Here is a 19438-nt window from a genome sequence, read left to right on the forward strand (position 1 = left end):
ATTTCGACAACTATATGCTATAATTATGACTAGGTACTAATAACTTATATAAATAGGAGGATATAAAACAATGAATTTATCCTTAGATGGTCGTACATATGTAGTAATGGGAGTAGCAAATAAAAGAAGTATCGCATGGGGTATCGCAAGATCCTTACATGACGCAGGAGCGCGATTGGTATTCACTTACGCTGGTGAGCGCTTAGAAAAGAGTGTAAGAGAGCTTGCAGATTCATTAGAAAGAAATGACTCCATCGTTCTTCCGTGTGATGTAACTAAAGACGAAGAAGTTCACACTTGCTTCCAGCAAATTAAAGAAGAGGTTGGCACCATTCACGGTGTGGCACACTGTATCGCGTTTGCTAACAAAGAAGAGCTTCAAGGTGATTATATGAACACAACCAGAGACGGATTTCTGCTTGCACACAATATCAGTTCCTACTCTTTAACAGCTGTAGCTAAAGAAGCAAAAGAAATCATGACTGAAGGCGGAAGCATTGTAACACTGACTTACCTTGGTGGTGAAAAAGTAGTTCCTAACTACAATGTCATGGGTGTAGCTAAAGCGAGCCTAGATGCAAGCGTAAAATATTTAGCTAATGACCTTGGTAAAGTCGGCATCCGCGTGAACTCTATTTCCGCAGGTCCAATCCGTACACTTTCAGCAAAAGGTGTAAGTGATTTTAACTCGATTCTAAAAGAAATTGAAGAAACTGCTCCACTTCGCAGAGTGACAACTCAAGAAGAAGTCGGGGACACTGCGTTGTTCTTATTCAGTAACTTGTCCCGCGGAATTACAGGGGAAAATATTCACGTGGATTCAGGGTATCACATCTTATAATAAAAACTAACTTAAACCATTCTGGACTATTAAAAGCCTGGGATGGTTTTTTCCTATCTGTCTTTTAAAATTGGCTCTCGCCCCTCCTCATGCACCTATACCACCTTTACTACTCTAGCATATTTTATAGTATAAGGAGGGGATCATCAGATGAAATTGATTGTATTAGACCCTGGTCATGGTGGACAGGACCCGGGGGCTGTGTTTCAAAGCCTTCAAGAAAAAGTAGAGAATTTAGATATTGCAAAACGTGTGAGAACCTATTTGGAAAAAGAATATGATGTGAAGGTGATGATGACAAGAGAGGGAGACACCACGGTTAGTCTTGAGGCTAGGTCAAATCTCGCAAACTCTGTTAAGGCGGATTATTTCTGTTCTATTCACCATAATGCTGGTGGGGGGACAGGCTTTGAAAGCTTTCGTTTTAATGGAAGTAATGACTTTTCTAGTCAAGCAATGACTCTTCAAGAAATCGTTCATAGAGAAGTCATTAATGTAGTCACAGGTAAATACAATAGAAGAGATAGAGGAATCAAAGCGGCGAACTTTCATGTATTAAGAGAAACGTCGATGCCATCTGTTCTGTTGGAAATCCTGTTTCTTGATGACACCGAAGATCGAATGCTTATCCAGAATGAATCTTTTAAAGAAGATGTTTCGACTGCGATTGGGGAAGGTCTTGCCAAAGCTTTGGCCCTGCCAAGGAAGGTGACTACGAATTTGTATAAAGTAATTGCGGGTTCATTTTTGGGAAGGAAAAATGCGGACACCAGACTAAAATTCCTTCAGGAAAAGGGCATCACAGCATTCATTGCAACTACGACCTTAAATGGTGCACCTTATTACCGTGTACAAGTAGGTGCATTTAATGACAGGGAAAACGCGGAAGAGATAGTGGGCCAAATGAAGATCTTAGGAATTGAAGCATTCATACTAGTTGAAACTACTATGACTCCACAACCCACACCTCCAACAGATCCAACACCACCAACACCGTCTGCTCCACAAAACACCCCAATGCCGACAGGACTATCCATTGAAGGCACTTCCGTATTAAAAGCTGAAGAGCTTGATACTTTCGTCAAAACGATTAATCCGAATGCACCTTTGCTTGGTGAATATTATATAGAGCTTGGAGAAGCTTATAATATCAGAGGGGATGTCGCATTTGCACAGGCCATCCACGAAACAAACTATTTTCGTTTTACAGGAACGGTAAAGCCAGATCAAAATAACTATGCAGGCATCGGTGCGACAGGTGGAGAGGTGAGAGGCGCCACTTTTGCAACATCCGAAGAAGGTGTTCTTGCTCATATTCAGCACCTTTACGCATATGCCAATAGTAAACCGCTACCAACAACTTACCCAAAAGTAGATCCCCGATTTGACCTTGTTACAAGAGGGATTGCCCCTGGATGGATAAATTTAAATGGACGCTGGGCAGTACCAGGAACACAGTACGGACAGCTAATTTTGAAAATATATGAAAAAATGCTTGAAGAAACGATTACGGTAAAACAGGTTGAGTTGGAGAAGATGAGGGATGTGCTGGTAGAGGTTAGAAACAAGCAATAAATCACTACTACTAGTTAAGATTTTCCCTCATAAAAAATTCCTAAGCTACTAAGACCGCTGCCATTTAACATGACAGCGGTCAAAATTGTTGCTGCTTAATTTATCTTTCCTTATTTCATCGTCTTTTCCCCCATTTAGAAAAAGAAACAAGCATACTGCATATATATTAAAAACGATAAGGTTGAGGAGTTAAAAAGAATAAAATAACGTGCGGAGAGCATGGATGAGTCGTTATTATGTTTTCCTTTACCATAGCTTCATGGCACTAAAACAATATTACCCTCAATACAATTAGTTTAAAGTCTATCATATACTGGAACAGGCTATTCATCTTGTTTTCGAAAAATGAAAAAAAGAAGGTGAATGATTAAAATGAATTACACGATAATAGAACATGAAGAATTTAAAGAATATAAGTCTTTAAAAAAAGAACACGAATTGAAAATAGAAGTCAGTATTATTATTCCATCTTATAACAAATTTCCACAAAATTTATTAACCTTATATTCATTAGAAATTCAAAATTTTGATTCTAATAAGATGGAAGTATTGTTTATAGATGATTGCTCTACCGACGAGACCCAGTCGATATTGGATAGTTTTAATCCGGATTTTCTATTTCGTTATTTAAGATGTAAAAAAAATGTAGGAAGATCAAAAGCAAGAAATCTTGGTATAAATGAAGCAAAAGGAAATATACTCATATTTTTGGATGCAGAAATGCTTGTACGGCCCGATTTTGTGAAACAACATTATCTGCAACAATTAAATAGTTGTACCCTTCAAGTAATAACGGGTGCTTTATTCTTTGAAGGAATATATTCTTGTCTCTATCCATCCTTTACAGTTGACCAAAAAAGTCAAATATCAAAGAAAATAAATAAAAAAAATGAGCTAGATAGAAGAACAAAAAGTATACTTTATCAATTCATTAATGATCAAGATATTACGGATTATATAGTACTTCTTAGCAAAAAAGATATCATGAGACAAAAATACAAAGGTTTAACATTTACGATGCACTCTTTTGGTACGGATCTCATAGAAAATTTTGGAGATGATTTAAGAGGTTTTATGTTTCCATGGATGTTATTTTTGACAGGTAACCTTTCTCTAAAGAAGGAATTACTTCTGAATGTAGGTTTATTTGATGAGAATTTTAAATTTTGGGGATATGAGGACTGGGAACTTGGATATAGGTTAAGTAAATATGGGGCAAAATTTAAAAGTAGTAAATTGTTAATGGGTTATCACCAAGAGCACCCAGTTTCTCTGAATAAAACGAATGAGGCAGCTATTAATTTCCGAATATTTTTAAAGAAATACAATTATGAATTTGATTTATTGATATTAATACTCCAATTAACGGGTTTTGCAACGTTCGTAGAGATTAGCAAGTGTTTAAAAGATTTTAAAAGACTCCCTGTAAATAAATATAATTATATAAAACATTTGTTTCGAGAGGTGTTATTAGAGTTAGTTCGACAATTCGAAATGGAACCAACACAAGATACAAAGCGCTTTAAAGATAAGTTAGGAATTAGTTTTAAGGAAGTGGAAATTGTTGAATTGAAAGAACTTAAAGAAGCGGAACAATATGATACATTAATAAATTTAATAGAGCGAATTATTCTGGACTAATTACCGGAACGGGTAATTAGTCCTAGTATATTAATGAAATATTACCATAATTTCCAATCGGCTTTTCCGGTATCCCACATTTTATTCAGTGTTTTCTTATCTTTTAGGGTGTCCATTGGATGCCAAAACCCAGTATGTTTAAATGCCATCAGTTCTGCCTCTTTAGTTAATTGTTCTAATGGTTCCTTTTCCAGAACTGTATTGTCGTCTTTTAGGTAATTAAAAATCTTTGAGCTAAATACAAAATAACCTCCGTTTATCCACCCATTAGCTCCTTTAGGCTTTTCTATAAAACTTTTAATAGAACTGGTGGAATCAAGCAACAGAGTACCGAATCTGCCTTCTGGTTGGACTGCTGTTAATGTGCCGATCTTTTTATGCTTCTTATGAAAATCAACAAGTTCATTTATATTCACGTTACTCAATCCGTCTCCATAAGTTAACATAAATGTTTCTTCGTTGATGTATGGTTGTATTCTTTTCAATCTTCCCCCAGTTAGCGTATCTTGCCCTGTGTGTATTAATTTTACTTTCCATTTTTCCTCTGGCTGACTTAAGATTGTCACCTCATTACAGTTAAGATCAACTTGTAAATTAGATTCCCTTATAAAGTAATTGACGAAATAATCTGAAATCATATTCCCTTTATAACCTAAACAGATAATAAATTCGTTATATCCATAATAAGAGTAAAGTTTCATTATATGCCATAAAATTGGTCTCCCGCCTATTTCAACCAAAGGCTTAGGTTTATTTTCTGTTTCTTCGCTAAGTCTTGTTCCATAACCTCCAGCAAATATAACTACTTTCAATGTAATACCATCACCTTTCAAAGATTTAAACTATATTCTACAAACATAATATTTGTAAAAATTTTATATGTTACCTTGCTTTGGGAACATATCTATTAATCATAACTCCACGGTATTTTCTCACACACATATTGGCCATTTTCAACCAACTCATTTAAATACTCATTAAAAATCCTTGAAAGAATTATTCTATTATTCCCAAGTAAATTAATTGTAGAGGCTAGCCTTTTATTTTTTATCCCTGAAAAATGGAAACACCTTAAAGGGAATTTATTTACGATTAGCTCTCCTCCACTTTTTTCAAGTTTCCTTTCATATAAATTCCAAAAAGCAACGTTATAACCAGGATGTTTTAATATAAATATATCGAAGAAACACGGTGCAGCGTCTACCCACTTTTGATCTACAAATAATCCTCTTTCTAAATCTTCGAAACAATATTTATCAAGTCTTTTTGTAATCCAGTTTATATATCTCTTGCTTTCATCTGAACGGGTAAATGCAAAAAAACCAAGATTATACGTACCATAGGTTAGGTGATGAATTTCAAATTGGTCAATCAAATCCAAAGGGCATGGGGTTAGCAGATGAGGTGTCAATATCATATGATGTTTATCTAATAGCTCTTTAACTTCATCTAATGGACTAAATATTTTCATATCGGGATCTAAGTATATGAATTTGGAGTGGCTGGGAAATGAATTAAGCAAATAGTTGAAAAAGTGGCCTCTTACAGATATTGCACCTTCATAACGTTTATACTTTTTAATATTGTGATCTACATCAGGATTTCCTAATTGATTAGCCAAAATTATTTGATCAAAAGATTCGCATTGGTAGGCTAACTCATGTACATAATTTTCTACTAAGCAAATGATAAATATCGATTCGGGATGAAATTGTTTAACAGATTTAGCTAAATTTATTGCTAAATGTAAATGGTCTGTGCATGAAACAGTACCAAATATCACAATTAATCACTCCTTCATTAATCAATAATATTAATAAATGATATTTTCTCTAATAGGTTTCTATAATTATCTTTAATAAAATGTTGAACTTCTTTAGTATCTTGGTTACTTAAAATTATAAAGGTATCAATTTGATGTTTATCAAAGTTCTTTAAGGATGAGGTAAGGTTGTTCCAATTATAAGGGAGTAAAGTTAAGTTTTTTAATTGCTTTTTCGTTAATAAACTTTTTTTTAGGACCTTTATTGTATTTTTATCTGCCATAATCACCAATTTATTAGTGAAGGGTTGATCATTGATTAGGTTAATCAAGTTTTCTTTTGATATATCAATAGCATTGGATTTTACATTATTCCTTTTGTATGGGTTTGGTATTAAATCAGCATTTGTCGTATTCGTTCTAAAAGGTATTCTGTCACTAAAGGTAATTTGTTCTCCATCCTCATAATACTCATAACTCCATGGGAGTTGCTCATACTCATTTTTTCCCATTTCATTAAGTAAATTAATATATTGTTTTTTAAATTCATAAAATGGATTATATCTATCAGAAATGTAAAATTTTTCTCTTTTTTCCGCAAAGGAGCCTAATCCTGAGAAATGGTAAAATTTTATATTTCTCCCGTTAGAAGTATACTTCCCATTAAATTTTCCTATCTTTCTTTCTGGTAAGTTCCATGAGGATACGTTGTAGCCGGGGTGTTTTAATATATATACCTCAAAAAATGAAGGTGCTAAATTAACCCATTTTTGGTCTACAAATAGTCCTGAACTTAAGTCTATATAACAAGCATATTCAAGTCTCTCAGTATACCAATCAATAAATTTAAGTGCTTCTGGATGTCTTTTGAAGCCTAAGAAACCTAAATTGAAAACACCATATAATAAATGTGGTAATTCGATATCGTCGACCTGTTCATCTGTTTCCATAGGCTGATTAATTTGTGGTGTCAAAATAATGGAGTTTGATTGAAAAATCTCTGTAATTTCAGTAAATGTATCTAAAATCATTATGTCAGGATCTAAAAAAATAAAATTATCTTCTTGGATTAAATTATCCAATAAATATTTAAAATAACGACCTTTGACAGCAATGCATGCTTCATAAATAGTGTGTTTAAACAAAAAATGCTCAAAGTTAGGAATTCCTATATCCTTAGCGAGTACTATGTCATCAAACAGATTATTTTCATTTAGCAATGAAGGGATCTCTTTTTCAACAAGACAAAGATACACTTTCACATCTGGCATATGTGTTTTAGCAGTTTTAGCCATTACTAATGCTTTATATAAATAATCAGCACAGGTTACTGTACAGATAACCATATACTTCACTCCTTCATTTTCCTTCATTAATACTATTATGCATATAAAGGAGGTTGTGGACCGAAAAGTAAAAGAATTGGTCTCCTTAAAGTTAGAAATTCATACTATAAAAAAGTTGACGTTAAATTTGAAGGGCTACTTTGTTTTAATTCATGATTGATCAGGACCTACGATATTAGTTGGAAGACAAACAAATATAAAGGGTGGGGGAAATGAAGATAATTGAAAATGAGTTGATGGGAGTACTGGAAATTACTCCTGAACCAAAAGTAGACTTTAGAGGCTACTTTCTTAGGATTTATGATGAGGAAACTTTTTTTAAAAATGGCATTAATAATAATTGGGTTCAAGAGAATCATGTACTCACGAAAGAAAAAGGAGTAATAAGAGGATTTCATTTTCAATATCCGCCATATTCCGAATCCAAGTTGATACGGGTAATTAGTGGCTCAATCTACGATGTATTTGTGGATATTAGAAAAGGTTCTAAAACTTTCGGTAAATGGAGTGGCACATATTTATCATGTGAGAATAAAAAAATGCTGTTAATTCCAAAAGGTTTTGCCCATGCATATTGTACGTTAGAACCGAACACCGAGGTCACTTATAAAGTTGATTCCCCATATAACCCTAGTTCTGAGGGAGGGATTATTTGGAATGATCCTACACTTAATATTAACTGGCCAATTAAAAATCCTCTTCTCTCAGAAAAGGACCATAAATTAAATACATTTAAATTTTTTTTAAGTGATAAAAAGTATTTAGATATTTAATTTTTTTAGAGTTTAATGGCCTTTGTGTTCGATTTGAAAAGGGGTTGAAATAGTGAAAAAGCTTCTTATTACTGGAGCAAATGGATTTATTGGTAAACATATCTTAGAAAAGCTCAGAAATAAAGATTATGAGGTTCATGCAATCACAAGCAGAGACATATCTGCAATACCTACAGGGGATAAGGTGATATGGCACAATGTAGATTTGTTAAATTCAAATAAAATGGAAGAGATAATGAAAAATATCAAACCGTCAATTTTGCTCCATTTAGCTTGGATTGTTACTCCAGAAAACTATAAAGAATCAATAATGAACATTGAGTGGATCCTGGCAAGTATGAAGCTCTTAAGGTTATTTAATAAATATGGTGGTAAGAAAGTTGTTATTAGCGGCACATGTGCAGAATATGATACATCTACATTTGTATGTATAGAAAACTCAACACCTCTTAAACCCTCGACACTATATGCAAAAAGTAAATGTGCTTTACGAACAATTGCTGAAGAATACTGCAAAAAAGAAAATATATCCTTAGTTTGGGGCAGGGTTTTCTATGTATATGGACCAGAAGAGAATATCAATCGATTAGTTCCTTATGTAACTAGTTCACTATTAAATAATAAGATAGCTAACTGCACACATGGACTGCAAGTCTTAGATTACTTATACGTTAAGGATGTAGCTGAGGCATTCATTGCACTTTTAGAAAATAACATTACTGGTGAAGTGAATATTGGATCCGGCAAGCCAATTTTATTGAAAGATTTAATTTATCAAATAGGATATCAACTAAATAAGCCACATTTGATTAAATTAAGTAATAAATTCCCTGATAAACCACATGAAAATATAATAGTCGCAGATATTTATAAAATTCAAGAAAGTACAGGTTGGCATCCGACCACAACATTAGATGAAGGTTTAGACCACACCATAAGATGGTGGAAAGAACAAGTCAATGGAGGAATGTAGAACATGAAGATAGAAGCTAAGCTTACTAATTCCATCCTTAAAGAAGACCTTGTATATATCCACAATCAAGTAAAGCCGGAGCAAAAATTTAAGGACTCAACCATCCTTATAACTGGCTGCGCAGGATTTTTAGGATATTATTTTTTAAATTATTTCTTAGCATTTAAAGAACTTCTAGGTTTTAAAAAGATTATATGCTTGGATAATTTTATTCTTGGAAAACCTTCGTGGTTAAAAAAATTGGAGGATAGTAATAAGGAATATATTGATCTTTATCAATTTGATATTTCAAAGGATAAAATAAGTTCGATTAATAATAGTGCTGAAGCTGATTATATTATTCATATGGCTTCAATTGCTTCTCCAGTTTTTTATAGGAAATATCCTCTGCAAACAATAGATGCGAATATATGGGGGTTAAGAAATTTATTAGAATATTATAAAGCGAACAAGTTGAAGGGATTTTTATTCTTTTCAAGCAGTGAAATCTATGGAGATCCTGCACCTGATTGTATACCCACGACTGAAGAATATCGAGGAAATGTATCCATGAATGGACCTAGGGCTTGTTATGACGAATCAAAAAGGTTTGGTGAAACACTTTGCTATGTTTTTTCAAAAGAGTATAAATTACCAATAACTATTGTTAGACCTTTTAATAACTATGGTCCCGGGATGAAGCTAAACGATAAAAGGGCCCCGGCGGATTTTGCAAATTCAATCATATCTAACAAAGATATAGTATTATATTCAGATGGAAAACCAACTCGAACTTTTTGTTATGTAGCAGATGCTATTGGTGGTTATTTAAAAAGTTTACTATTAGGAAAGTATGAGTATTTCAATATAGGAATAGATAAACCAGAAATATCGATTAGAGAACTGGCAGAGATTTATTTAAGACAAGGAAAATTAATTTATAATTATACAGGGAAAATAGTTTTAGAAAAATCTCAAGAGGAAAATTATTTAACACATAACCCAAATAGAAGGTGTCCGGATATAGATAAATCAAGGAAAATTCTGAACTACACCCCTTCCATTCATGTGGAAGAAGGAGTTGGTAAGTTTTTGAAGTTTCTTAAATACGGTGGTGTTAATAAATTATGATAACTGTTATCGGATTAGGTTTTGTAGGACTAACAACTGCTCTTGGCTTTTGCGAAAAAGGTTATAAGGTTTATGGAGTAGAAATAAATGACGATAAAAGAAAGCAATTAAATGATGGGGATGTACCTTTTTTTGAACCGTATCTAGAGGTGAAATTAAGGCAATTCTTAAATAAAGGTTTTATAGTCACACAAAACTTACAACAAGCAGTAAAAGAAAGTGAGCTAATTATTTTTTGCGTAGGAACTCCTAATGATGTAGATGGCAACGTTGACCTAAAGTATCTTTACCAATCGATAGCAGAAACGTTAATTTATGTGACAGAAGCGAAATATAGGGTTTTGGTCATTAAGTCTACAATTCCACCTTCTACAACTAAAGAAAAAATCATGCCCTTCATTGAATCCAAAGATTTCAAGATTGGTAAGGATATAGGTTTGGCAAATAACCCGGAATTTTTAAGGGAAGGTTATGCTTGGGAAGATTTTACCCAACCAGACCGCATTGTAATAGGTATAGATATAGATGATAAAAAGGGTAAAGAAATTTTAAAAAAGTACTATGAGAAATTCGATAGTCCGATATTTTTTCAATCTACAAATACTGCAGAGTATATAAAATATTTATCTAATACATTACTCTCTACAATGATAAGTTTTTCAAATGAACAATCTATGCTGGCTCACAAATTAGGTAACATTGATATAGCAAGTGCTTTTAAAATTCTTCACTTAGATAAACGTTGGTATGGCAGCTCAAATAAGCCTGCAGATATGTCTAAATATGTTTATCCAGGCTGTGGATTTGGAGGTTACTGTTTGCCTAAAGATACTAAGGCATTAGCCTCACTTTTTTTGAAGAAAAGCATTCAACCTCAAATATTAAATAGCGTTCTGGAAACAAACACCAAAATAAAAGAATTTCTTTTTGAAAGATTTAACGCAGAGGTTTCTACAAATGAAACGATAGGGATCCTTGGTTTAGCTTTTAAGCCAGAGTCAGATGATGTAAGGGAATCGGTAGCTAAGGATTTCATTAACCTATTAAAGGATAAAGGCTATAATAAAATCAAAGTTTATGACCCTTTAGCAACAAAGGTTTTTAAAGATACTTATCGTTTAGATGTTACTTATAGTACATCTTTAGATAAGCTGCTTGAAAATACAGATACTATCATTATTTTGACAGCTTGGAAGGAATTTATAAAAAATAAAGATATTCTTAAACAAAAAAAATTGTATGATTTTAGATACTATTTAAATTAGCAATTCAGTAGCAAAGGCCCAACTCAAAAATTTCACCTTTTGCGTTGGGCTTTAAATTTCATTATTAGAATATTAATATATCCTTCATTGATTTTTTTAATAATGGAAAATTTGGAAGCTTAGTGAATAACTTATATTCCTTCACTAATTGTTTATAGATTGATTTATTACTATCATCACTTTTCCATAAGTCTTTCTTTAAATAGTTTATTAAATTTTTATTTTTAACAGGAAGAGAGTTTTTTTTCATCAGTAAATATAGTTCTGGAGCTTTTTGTAAAGCCGATAAGTAATATCTTTTTAAATGGTTGAAGTGTTCAGGATGAATAAGACATAGATTCTTATACTCTTTTAGTGTTGCATTTAATAATAATAAGTTTGCATTTTGTAATAAAGGTAAGGATAAAATAGCTACATCTGGATCAGGATGGAGATTTTGAAACTTAATAAGATTCTCCATTCGTTCATTTTCTCTGTTTTCTGGGGAAAATGAATGCTCTTGATGATAGACCGATATTTCTGGCGCTTCAATAAACGTAACAGAACTCTTGTATAATCTGTATGCAAACTCACTATCTTCACTTCCCCAGCCACTAAAATTCTCATTAAATAATCCAACTAAATCAATTGATTCTCTTTTAATAGAGATGCATCGTGTTACACAAATAATCCAAGGCAGGTGAAAATCCTCTAATTGTAAACCATGTTTCGAAACAACATCAGTAAAGTAAGGAGCGCTGTAGGCATAATATCGCAAGAAATCAGGGGTTAAGTCTTCAAAATAAAACAAAGGAGTAGGAGATGACAGGTCAGAATGTTCAATTTCCATTAATTCCTTATAAGGAATTCGTGTCCTTATCTCATTCCCTAACTTTTTAATTGAAAAATCCAATTTTGTTAGTTGTTCTTCATTGAAGTTTGGCTCTAGAACTGTAAAAATTTCCTTTTGGGAAGTATTGGTGCATACTACTACATTTCTTTTTTCCTTATGATAATTGACATGTTTCTCTATAAAGTCAGGCTCTATAATCATTTCACCATTTAAGAATATTAAGATCGATCCTTTTGCTTCCTCTAAACCTATGTTTTTTGCTCCTGCTCTATCCATGTTTTTTTTACATCTAATATATTTAAAATTTGGAAGTGGTTTGAAATCTCGAATATTAGAAGATTCATCTGAAGATGCATTGTCAACAAATATAACTTCGACTTTTGAAAGGTCAAAAGATTGTTTAGAAATGCTATTTAATGTAAACAAAGCTTGGTGATAAATATTATATGATATAACAATTATACTAACTTCTATGTTCATTTTTTCACCTCGCGTTTTTTTTGAAAATCAAAAGCTGGTAAGTCAAAACTTGAAATTAGGATGGTGTTTAAATGATATCAATTATTACACCTACTATAAGACAGGAGAATATGGAGAACGTATTTCTAAACTACACAAGACAAAATGTTCTAGATAAAGAGCTAATAGTAATATTAAATAAAAATGAGATGGATATCAGTGCATGGTTAAAATATGCAAAAAAACACAAAAATGTAACTATTGTTCAATTATCAGAGAATATATCATTAGGAGAATGTTTGAATGAAGGTGCAAAAATAGCTGCATTTGGGGTTATTGCTAAATTTGATGATGATGATTATTATGCTCCTAATTATGCTGTAGAAGCCTTGAATATCCTTGAAAAGAAAATGGTTGATATCGTTGGTAAATCCTCTATATTTGTATATTACGAAGAGAAGAAACTGTTAACTATTTTAAATCCTGGTTACGAAAATTTGTTATCAACTACTGACCAAAAACTTACTGAAAGGTTATTAAGCGGAGCAACGTTGGTTTTTAAGAAAAAAGTTATAGAAGATGTTCCATTCCCCCATTTAAATCTTGGAGAAGACTCGTCGTTTCAACTAGAATGTCTAAAAAAGGGGTATGTGTTATTTTCCTCTGATAGGTATAATTACTACTGTGTAAGAAAAGCAAATAAATATTTTCACACCTCTGTTGTGTCTAATCAATGGTTAATAAGAAAGAGTAAAATAGTTGGTATAACAAATACACCTGAAAGTTACACTTATAAAAAGAAATCTAGCGATTAAACTAGATTTCTTTTAAATCATTTAAGGATTAGAATCTATAATTTTGCATTTCTTGTATTTCTTTTTAACAGCTCTCTTGTAACGGATTCAATGTCTTCACAACAAATATACGTTACTTCCGCAGGCATTCTCATTGGAGTAACCATTCCGTCCTCTAATAATGTTACACAACAAGTTTTAGGATCGAATGCTTTAATTTCAACCTCAGTAAATTCATATCCAGATTTTGTTCTGATGGTTACAGTTTCTCCTACTAACTCAGCAATCTTTTTACAGATACATTTGTTAGTTCTGCTGTGTTTATTACAGAAGCCACAATCTTTACTTCTTTCTACAAATACACTACCCATATTTTAAACCTCCTTTTTCTTGATTAATAATAATGTATTCATAGGAAGCTTTATTGTACGGGCTAATCACTTAATGAATAAGCCTTTTTATTTTTAGAAATCTTACTCGTTACACTTGAACGATAATCTTGTTGAGTGCGGCTGTATTTTCTTTTACATTGCTTCCGTAGATAAAGGCTTCTACTGTAACTCTTCCTTTAAAGTCATTTTTGTTGACCATCAATTCTATGCCCTTCAAACTCATGGTGGTTTGTCTTGGTAGATTTGCATGTTGAGAAGGGCGAATCCAGTACTCTCCATCGTTTAGTATTTTGTTTCTCCAGTCTTCAATGGCGTAGATCCATTCAGCAGCAGGTTTTAGTTTCTCACTATCTTGTATTAGTTTTGGGTTGGCTATTTTTGCTGATAGGTTCACTTGTTTAAGGGGTTTTACTCTAATGCATAATAGTAGGTCTTCAACATCTATATCCCCGTTATTAACAAGGTTCAAGTCGCTTATTACCGTTATTTCTGCTTCGCCCTCCATTGGAAAAAGTATGGAATGATTGAAATAAGCAAAGTAAGATAAAGTTTCAATTGGAGAAGTGTTGACTATGTGATGCGTGTCTGTTGGTTCTACATCTTGATTAAGTGCTTTTTCTTCTTCCAGTTGTACCTCTAATTCCAATATTTTATTATTAAGAACCTTCAATTGATGGATGTAAGAGTTTTTTACTTCTTTTCTCATATCCATTAGTTTTGATTGCAAGAAATTATTACGAATTTTTTCCTTTTCTAAAAACAATTCCATTTCTTCTAATTTATTCTTATATTTTTCTACCTCTGATTTGTAGTGGATAACCTGTTGTTGCATTCTTAATACATTGTCATTCATATATGGAACCTCCTTTGAAATATTCTATGCAGTGAAAAGGGTGTCCAATGTGATATGTAAAAACAGCCAGAAATTCAGTTAACTGAAATTTTGGCTGTTCGTCATTATTTATTGGAATTGAGGCAGATATTATCTTTTTCTTCTATGTGCTGGAAATACTTCTGGACATTGTGGCGGAAATTCTTTTGGAGGGCATAGTACGCCTTCAATGATTTCTTCACGTGGTCTGCAGATTTTTGCTTCGATTTCTAATTTGACATCAGCTTCCATTTGTACGTCTAAGCATAATAATAAGTTGATATCTAACTGTGAAAGGTCAGAGGTAACAATTAGATTAGAATCGCAATCAAAGAATGTTACGTGGCAATCCAACTCTGTTCCTTCTGGTGCACATAGTAAGAATGTTTGGATGTTTGCGAATGGGATTGGCTCAGAGCAGCATAAAACTGTACCGCTGTCATCTACAATATGCACTGTTACATAGCCCTTGATAAGGACTTTGACACGTTGAAGAGTAACTTCTGTACCATCTGGTAGCTCAACCTCTACTTCTGTACGGCCGCCTGCCTGATCGACTTCCTTACAAACAAAATTCTTGTGATGACGATGCTTGAAGTGTGCCTTTGTATCGATTTTGTGACCATGCTCATCAGATAAGAAGCATACTACAGACAATGGACCGATTTTTTTATCACATAAAATGTCTGCAATGTCAGCATCATCTACACATTTAAAAAGGTCATCAAGTTCTGTTTTACAGATAGGTTTTAGTGCTACATCTATTTGACGAGTAACCCAGTCGTAAACTTTACGAGTCTTAATACAGACTCTTTCAGTTTCGTTATGACTCACTTAAAACTCCTCCTATACATTTATTACCCATTTGGGTTACGGGACTACTGTATAGTATGAATTTGGTGGGTAAGTGTGCCGAGACAATAACCCAAATTTTATTTTTGAATTAGATTGTCATATTTCCCGAACTTATGGAATTACTTTTATAAGGGAGAGTTTTAGGGGGGAAAAGCATGAAGAGCATTAAAAACGACGAAAAAATTATCTTACAGCAAAAGATTATTCATTTAGGTGCAGAAGTAAAGCGCCTAACAGCAGATGTAAAACGGCTTAATAGCAAGTCTCTCTTGAAAAATATTGAAAAGCAAAAAGATGAATATGAAATTAAAATTCATTTTCTTAAGGATCAACTTGAGAAATTGCAGGAAGAGGGAAATGAAAAGGTCTCCAAGCTTCAAGGAGAGATTGCACAATATAAGGGGGAGCTTGCAAAACAAAAAGAAGAGCATCAAGGGAAGTTAGTAACAATCAGCAAAGAGGTACATCACTTAAAGCAAGAATATGATCAAGCGATGAAGGAAAATAAGATACTTCATTCTGAGCTAGCAACATTAAAGAAGGAACTGGATAAACAGAGCACGATTAATATGGACCTTGAGAAAGAGTACGAAATGGTGAAAGAAACAGTCAAGGGTTTGTTGGTCAAAATTGAAAGCTCTAATCAGGCTCAGGAAGGATACCACAAAATAGCAGAAGTTAATAATGAGTTGGAACTGGAGAATCAGAACTTGAGGAAGATAATTGCAGAATTAGAAGAGGAGATCAACACTCAATCTACGACTAATTTAGAAGAAAAGAAACCTTCTACTCAAATTCCAGAGGAAGATCCGCGAATTCAATCTTGGTTCTATAATAATGTGAAAAAAGACACATAAGCCTATATGAGTGATGATAGATGCGGAAAACCTTTTTGTCGAGAGTGCATAAGATAAAGTATCTTATACTACGAACAAATTGGAGGTCGCATATGAACTACTATCATTATTCAGGCCAACCCAAACCTACATCTGGTCAGATGAAAGTGATTTCTTCAAGTAATAATTCCGCTTCATCAAACAAGAAAAAGAAATCCTCCGGTTGTGGCTGCGGTAAAAAAGTAAAAGTTATTCAGGAAGATTAATTTAATTACTACTATTTCCCTCTTTCATACATATCATCATTATGAAAGGGGGAATTTTTTTGCTTGAAAACTGGTTTTGGTTTCTTTTGCTTGGACTTGCCAGTTTCCGTTTAACAAGGCTCATCGTATTGGATAAGATTGCAGGTTTTATCCGGAAGCCTTTTATGGAAGAAATAGAGGAAAAGAATGATAAAGGAGAAATTGAGGAATATATCATCATTAAAGGAAAAGGGCTCAGACGCTGGATTGGGGAACTACTCAGCTGTTACTGGTGTACAGGGGTTTGGGTTACAACAGGCTTGTTTTTTTTGGTCACTTTTAACCCCTTATTAGGGAAACCAGTACTGATTATTTTTGGTGCTGCTGGTGTAGCGGGAATACTAGAAGGCATTCTGGCAAAAATCATTGATTAAATGTGGCTCTCCTTATGGAGGGCCTTTTAAAGTGGAGTTTTCTATACATAATTTTAAGAACAGATATAAATATTAAGAGATAGAGTGTGGAAGTAAAAAGAGGTGATGAAATGAAAACGGTGGCGTTTGTAATCCTAGTGAGTGTGTCAGTTTGCCTGTTGGGTGCCTGCGGGCAAGGTGAGGTTAAAGAAAGAGTCGAGGACACTGTTATGAGGACTTCTAACGAACAAAAGGAGAAATCAGACAAAGAACAACGGGCAGAAGAGATTGCGAAGGATTTTAAAGAGGTCAAAGGTGCTGTGGCTTACGACACGGAAGATGAGTTGGTGGTTGCTTTTCATGTGACACAGTATCAGAAATTTTTCACGGAAAAGATTGAGAAGAAAGTGAAAAAGGCATTGGAAAAAGAATTTCCAGACGAAAATGTGGTCGTGTCTCATGATTTAAAGATCCGCCTTGAGATTGAAAGGCTTAGAAGAGATGTCGAGCAGAAGCAGATTTCAGAAAAGGAACTGGAAAAGCGCATTAAGAAAATGAAGACTTTACGAGAAGAAAAAGCATAGGAGGTGTCGATAGATGAGTAATAAAGATAAACAACTCACACCAGAACAGAAAACCTATCAGGAGTTTGAACAAACCCTGGAGTTAAAGCGTCCGGTATGGAAAAACTGCATCATAGCTTTTCTGGTGGGTGGCCTCTTTTGTATAGTGGGACAGGCAATTCAATTGATGTACATATACTTTTTTAATTTTACTGAAGTAACGGCAGGGAACCCTACTGTTGCTACGATGATCTTTATTGCGATGTTGCTTACAGGATTTGGAGTATATGACCGGATTGCGCAGTTTGCAGGAGCGGGGAGTGCGGTTCCTGTCACAGGATTCGGAAATGCCGTCATTTCCGCATGCATTGAACATAAGACGGAGGGTTACGTACTTGGAGTAGGATCCAATATGTTTAAGCTTGCGGGATCAGTTATTTTGTTTGGCGTATTTTCGGCCTTTGTGGTCGCACTGGTAAAGACAATTGTGGTCTCGTTAGGAGGGTTCTGATGCTACAGGGAAAACAATCATGGATTTTTGCCAATAAACCAGTAATTACGTCAAGTGCTGCAATTGGCGGCCCTTTTGAAGCGAATGGTTTGCTTGCTAATGATTTTGATAAGTTACATAAAGACTTATGGCTGGAACAGGATAGCTATGAAAAGGCACACCGGGTTTTGCTGGAGGAAGCATGTGAGACTGCAATTAAGAAGGCAGGTTTGGAACTGTCGGATGTTCAATTTTTGCTTGCAGGAGATTTAATCAATCAGATGACCCCCTCCAATTTTGCGGCTGAGGCGTTGGAAGTGCCGTACATTGGGGTGTTCGGGGCGTGCTCTACATCAATGGAAGGGTTGGCGCTAGCTAGCTTCCTGGTGAACTATGGTGGAGCAAAGTACTGTTTAACGGGTGCTTCGAGCCATAATTCGGCTGTAGAGAAGCAATTTCGTTATCCAACGGAATATGGTGGTCAAAAACCTCCGACAGCACAGTGGACCGTAACAGGTGCTGGGGTAGGACTTGTGAGCAATGTCGGAGTAGGGCCGCAGGTTACTTCCGCTACGATCGGAAAAGTAATTAATATGGGGCTTACGGATCCATTTAACATGGGAGGAGCAATGGCTCCTGCTGCAGTAGATACAATTGAGGCGCATTTTAAAGATACAGGTAGGGATCCATCTTACTATGATCTGATTGCAACAGGGGATCTTGGACAAATTGGTCGTGAGGTTTCGCTGGAGTTACTGAAGGAAAAAGGGTTGCAGATAAGTGACGAGCAATATCAGGATTGTGGTTTGATGATTTATGATAAGGGCCAGCCGGTACTTGCCGGAGGAAGTGGTGCGGGTTGTTCAGCGGTGGTTTTATATGGACACCTGTTGAATGAGATGAAAAAAGGAACTTACAAGCGGATCTTGCTTGTAGCTACAGGCGCATTACTTTCTCCGATTTCTTTTCAACAAAAGGAATCGATCCCATGTATTGCTCATGCAGTGTCCATTGAGTTGGGGATGGGGGGTGTCAGCTGATGTTATTGTCGTTTTTTTGGGCGTTTGTTGTGGGAGGGCTTATCTGTGTCATTGGTCAAATTATGTTCGATGTATTTAAATTAACTCCTGCCCATACGTTGAGTGCATTGGTTGTTGCGGGTGCTGTACTAGATGGAATGGGGCTATATGAGCCTTTGATAGCCTTTGCAGGAGCAGGTGCGACGGTTCCCATTACGAGCTTTGGGAATGCGTTGGTACATGGTGCATTGGAAGAGGCGCAAAAGCACGGGCTTGTTGGTGTTCTTACAGGGATGTTTGAAGTTACAAGTTCTGGTATTTCTGCCGCAATTGTGTTCGGTTTTATCGGTGCACTGTTATTTAAACCGAAAGGGTAAGGAGGA

Annotated in this window: 22 protein-coding genes; 15 read left to right on the forward strand and 7 right to left on the reverse strand. The window is 34.6% G+C overall.

Annotation, left to right across the window (positions count from 1 at the left end; genetic code table 11):
• Nucleotides 1-70: 70 nt before the first annotated feature.
• The 3 genes from fabI to HC179_RS08535 all read left to right on the forward strand — a co-directional run bounded on the left by fabI (nt 71) and on the right by HC179_RS08535 (nt 4057).
• The gene (gene fabI / locus HC179_RS08525) at nt 71-841 is read left to right on the forward strand and encodes an enoyl-ACP reductase FabI (RefSeq protein WP_168863942.1); all 771 of its coding nucleotides are present in this window, start codon (nt 71-73) and stop codon (nt 839-841) included.
• Nucleotides 842-991: 150 nt separating this feature from the next.
• The gene (locus HC179_RS08530; protein WP_168863943.1) at nt 992-2416 is read left to right on the forward strand and encodes an N-acetylmuramoyl-L-alanine amidase; all 1425 of its coding nucleotides are present in this window, start codon (nt 992-994) and stop codon (nt 2414-2416) included.
• 372 nt (nt 2417-2788) lie between these two features.
• Complete coding sequence (locus HC179_RS08535; protein WP_168863944.1) at nt 2789-4057, forward strand: glycosyltransferase family 2 protein; 1269 nt, start codon at nt 2789-2791, stop codon at nt 4055-4057.
• Between the two features lie 41 nt (nt 4058-4098).
• Here the strand turns inward: HC179_RS08535 and rfbF are convergent, their stop codons facing one another.
• The 3 genes from rfbF to HC179_RS08550 all read right to left on the reverse strand — a co-directional run bounded on the left by rfbF (nt 4099) and on the right by HC179_RS08550 (nt 7165).
• Nucleotides 4099-4869: a glucose-1-phosphate cytidylyltransferase gene (rfbF, locus tag HC179_RS08540; RefSeq protein WP_168863945.1), complete on the reverse strand. Its 771-nt coding sequence runs from the start codon at nt 4867-4869 to the stop codon at nt 4099-4101.
• A 95-nt stretch (nt 4870-4964) separates the two neighbouring features.
• Nucleotides 4965-5840, reverse strand: coding sequence for a hypothetical protein (locus HC179_RS08545; RefSeq protein WP_168863946.1), 876 nt, complete (start codon nt 5838-5840; stop codon nt 4965-4967).
• Nucleotides 5841-5857: 17 nt separating this feature from the next.
• Nucleotides 5858-7165 (reverse strand): hypothetical protein, encoded by a 1308-nt coding sequence (locus HC179_RS08550; protein ID WP_168863947.1) that lies wholly within the window; start codon nt 7163-7165, stop codon nt 5858-5860.
• A 212-nt stretch (nt 7166-7377) separates the two neighbouring features.
• Here HC179_RS08550 and rfbC point away from each other — a divergent pair, with 212 nt between their 5' ends.
• Genes rfbC through HC179_RS08570 form a run of 4 tightly spaced genes read left to right on the forward strand, consistent with a single transcriptional unit; the run spans nt 7378 to nt 11286 of the window.
• Nucleotides 7378-7938 carry a dTDP-4-dehydrorhamnose 3,5-epimerase gene (rfbC, locus tag HC179_RS08555; RefSeq protein WP_168863948.1) on the forward strand — a complete coding sequence of 187 codons (561 nt, stop codon included), beginning with the start codon at nt 7378-7380 and terminating at the stop codon, nt 7936-7938.
• A 52-nt stretch (nt 7939-7990) separates the two neighbouring features.
• Nucleotides 7991-8911 (forward strand): NAD-dependent epimerase/dehydratase family protein, encoded by a 921-nt coding sequence (locus HC179_RS08560; RefSeq protein ID WP_168863949.1) that lies wholly within the window; start codon nt 7991-7993, stop codon nt 8909-8911.
• Between the two features lie 3 nt (nt 8912-8914).
• Nucleotides 8915-10021, forward strand: coding sequence for an NAD-dependent epimerase/dehydratase family protein (locus tag HC179_RS08565; RefSeq protein WP_168863950.1), 1107 nt, complete (start codon nt 8915-8917; stop codon nt 10019-10021).
• Nucleotides 10018-11286 carry a nucleotide sugar dehydrogenase gene (locus tag HC179_RS08570; RefSeq protein WP_205825261.1) on the forward strand — a complete coding sequence of 423 codons (1269 nt, stop codon included), beginning with the start codon at nt 10018-10020 and terminating at the stop codon, nt 11284-11286. Before HC179_RS08565 ends, HC179_RS08570 begins: the two co-directional genes overlap by 4 nt.
• A 64-nt stretch (nt 11287-11350) precedes the next feature.
• On the opposite strand, the gene HC179_RS08575 is transcribed toward HC179_RS08570, so the two are convergent.
• Entirely contained in the window at nt 11351-12598 is a 1248-nt protein-coding gene (locus HC179_RS08575; protein WP_168863951.1) for a glycosyltransferase family 2 protein, read from the reverse strand.
• 71 nt (nt 12599-12669) lie between these two features.
• Here HC179_RS08575 and HC179_RS08580 point away from each other — a divergent pair, with 71 nt between their 5' ends.
• Nucleotides 12670-13392 carry a glycosyltransferase family 2 protein gene (locus HC179_RS08580; RefSeq protein WP_168863952.1) on the forward strand — a complete coding sequence of 241 codons (723 nt, stop codon included), beginning with the start codon at nt 12670-12672 and terminating at the stop codon, nt 13390-13392.
• Nucleotides 13393-13427: 35 nt separating this feature from the next.
• Here HC179_RS08580 and HC179_RS08585 read toward each other — a convergent pair whose 3' ends face one another.
• The 3 genes from HC179_RS08585 to HC179_RS08595 form a co-directional block, all read right to left on the reverse strand.
• Nucleotides 13428-13742 (reverse strand): hypothetical protein, encoded by a 315-nt coding sequence (locus tag HC179_RS08585; RefSeq protein ID WP_168863953.1) that lies wholly within the window; start codon nt 13740-13742, stop codon nt 13428-13430.
• 109 nt (nt 13743-13851) lie between these two features.
• On the reverse strand, nt 13852-14616 hold the full coding sequence (locus HC179_RS08590; protein ID WP_168863954.1) for a hypothetical protein: 765 nt from the start codon (nt 14614-14616) through the stop codon (nt 13852-13854).
• A 129-nt stretch (nt 14617-14745) separates the two neighbouring features.
• Nucleotides 14746-15468, reverse strand: coding sequence for a BMQ_0737 family morphogenetic spore coat protein (locus tag HC179_RS08595; protein ID WP_168863955.1), 723 nt, complete (start codon nt 15466-15468; stop codon nt 14746-14748).
• Nucleotides 15469-15644: 176 nt separating this feature from the next.
• Here HC179_RS08595 and HC179_RS08600 point away from each other — a divergent pair, with 176 nt between their 5' ends.
• The 7 genes from HC179_RS08600 (at nt 15645) to spoVAE (ending at nt 19432) form a co-directional block, all read left to right on the forward strand.
• A complete protein-coding gene (locus HC179_RS08600) occupies nt 15645-16346 on the forward strand; it encodes a hypothetical protein (RefSeq protein ID WP_168863956.1) in 702 nt (233 codons plus the stop codon).
• 92 nt (nt 16347-16438) lie between these two features.
• Nucleotides 16439-16591 carry a hypothetical protein gene (locus HC179_RS08605; protein WP_168863957.1) on the forward strand — a complete coding sequence of 51 codons (153 nt, stop codon included), beginning with the start codon at nt 16439-16441 and terminating at the stop codon, nt 16589-16591.
• 59 nt (nt 16592-16650) lie between these two features.
• Nucleotides 16651-17004 (forward strand): DUF1360 domain-containing protein, encoded by a 354-nt coding sequence (locus HC179_RS08610; RefSeq protein ID WP_205825262.1) that lies wholly within the window; start codon nt 16651-16653, stop codon nt 17002-17004.
• Nucleotides 17005-17090: 86 nt separating this feature from the next.
• Entirely contained in the window at nt 17091-17567 is a 477-nt protein-coding gene (locus HC179_RS08615; protein ID WP_168863959.1) for a YhcN/YlaJ family sporulation lipoprotein, read from the forward strand.
• A gap of 13 nt (nt 17568-17580) precedes the next feature.
• Nucleotides 17581-18057, forward strand: coding sequence for a stage V sporulation protein AC (spoVAC, locus tag HC179_RS08620; protein WP_168863960.1), 477 nt, complete (start codon nt 17581-17583; stop codon nt 18055-18057).
• Nucleotides 18057-19076, forward strand: a complete 1020-nt coding sequence (gene spoVAD, locus HC179_RS08625) for a stage V sporulation protein AD (protein ID WP_168863961.1) — start codon at nt 18057-18059, stop codon at nt 19074-19076. Before spoVAC ends, spoVAD begins: the two co-directional genes overlap by 1 nt.
• Nucleotides 19076-19432 (forward strand): stage V sporulation protein AE, encoded by a 357-nt coding sequence (spoVAE, locus tag HC179_RS08630; RefSeq protein ID WP_168863962.1) that lies wholly within the window; start codon nt 19076-19078, stop codon nt 19430-19432. The genes spoVAD and spoVAE overlap by 1 nt, the downstream gene beginning before the upstream one ends.
• Nucleotides 19433-19438 lie beyond the last annotated feature (6 nt).

The organism is Bacillus sp. RO1 (assembly GCF_012524115.1).
In the GTDB taxonomy this organism is placed as follows: Bacteria; Bacillota; Bacilli; order Bacillales; family Bacillaceae_I; genus Sutcliffiella_A.

Bases quoted from the DNA above. Each gene is read 5' to 3' on its own strand.
- fabI (WP_168863942.1), top strand. From the start codon at position 71: ATGAATTTATCCTTAGATGGTCGTACATATGTAGTAATGGGAGTAGCA.
- HC179_RS08530 (WP_168863943.1), top strand. From the start codon at position 992: ATGAAATTGATTGTATTAGACCCTGGTCATGGTGGACAGGACCCGGGG.
- HC179_RS08535 (WP_168863944.1), top strand. From the start codon at position 2,789: ATGAATTACACGATAATAGAACATGAAGAATTTAAAGAATATAAGTCT.
- HC179_RS08550 (WP_168863947.1), bottom strand. From the start codon at position 7,165: ATGGTTATCTGTACAGTAACCTGTGCTGATTATTTATATAAAGCATTA.
- rfbC (WP_168863948.1), top strand. From the start codon at position 7,378: ATGAAGATAATTGAAAATGAGTTGATGGGAGTACTGGAAATTACTCCT.
- HC179_RS08565 (WP_168863950.1), top strand. From the start codon at position 8,915: ATGAAGATAGAAGCTAAGCTTACTAATTCCATCCTTAAAGAAGACCTT.
- HC179_RS08570 (WP_205825261.1), top strand. From the start codon at position 10,018: ATGATAACTGTTATCGGATTAGGTTTTGTAGGACTAACAACTGCTCTT.
- HC179_RS08575 (WP_168863951.1), bottom strand. From the start codon at position 12,598: ATGAACATAGAAGTTAGTATAATTGTTATATCATATAATATTTATCAC.
- HC179_RS08580 (WP_168863952.1), top strand. From the start codon at position 12,670: ATGATATCAATTATTACACCTACTATAAGACAGGAGAATATGGAGAAC.
- HC179_RS08585 (WP_168863953.1), bottom strand. From the start codon at position 13,742: ATGGGTAGTGTATTTGTAGAAAGAAGTAAAGATTGTGGCTTCTGTAAT.
- HC179_RS08590 (WP_168863954.1), bottom strand. From the start codon at position 14,616: ATGAATGACAATGTATTAAGAATGCAACAACAGGTTATCCACTACAAA.
- HC179_RS08600 (WP_168863956.1), top strand. From the start codon at position 15,645: ATGAAGAGCATTAAAAACGACGAAAAAATTATCTTACAGCAAAAGATT.
- HC179_RS08605 (WP_168863957.1), top strand. From the start codon at position 16,439: ATGAACTACTATCATTATTCAGGCCAACCCAAACCTACATCTGGTCAG.
- spoVAC (WP_168863960.1), top strand. From the start codon at position 17,581: ATGAGTAATAAAGATAAACAACTCACACCAGAACAGAAAACCTATCAG.
- spoVAD (WP_168863961.1), top strand. From the start codon at position 18,057: ATGCTACAGGGAAAACAATCATGGATTTTTGCCAATAAACCAGTAATT.
- spoVAE (WP_168863962.1), top strand. From the start codon at position 19,076: ATGTTATTGTCGTTTTTTTGGGCGTTTGTTGTGGGAGGGCTTATCTGT.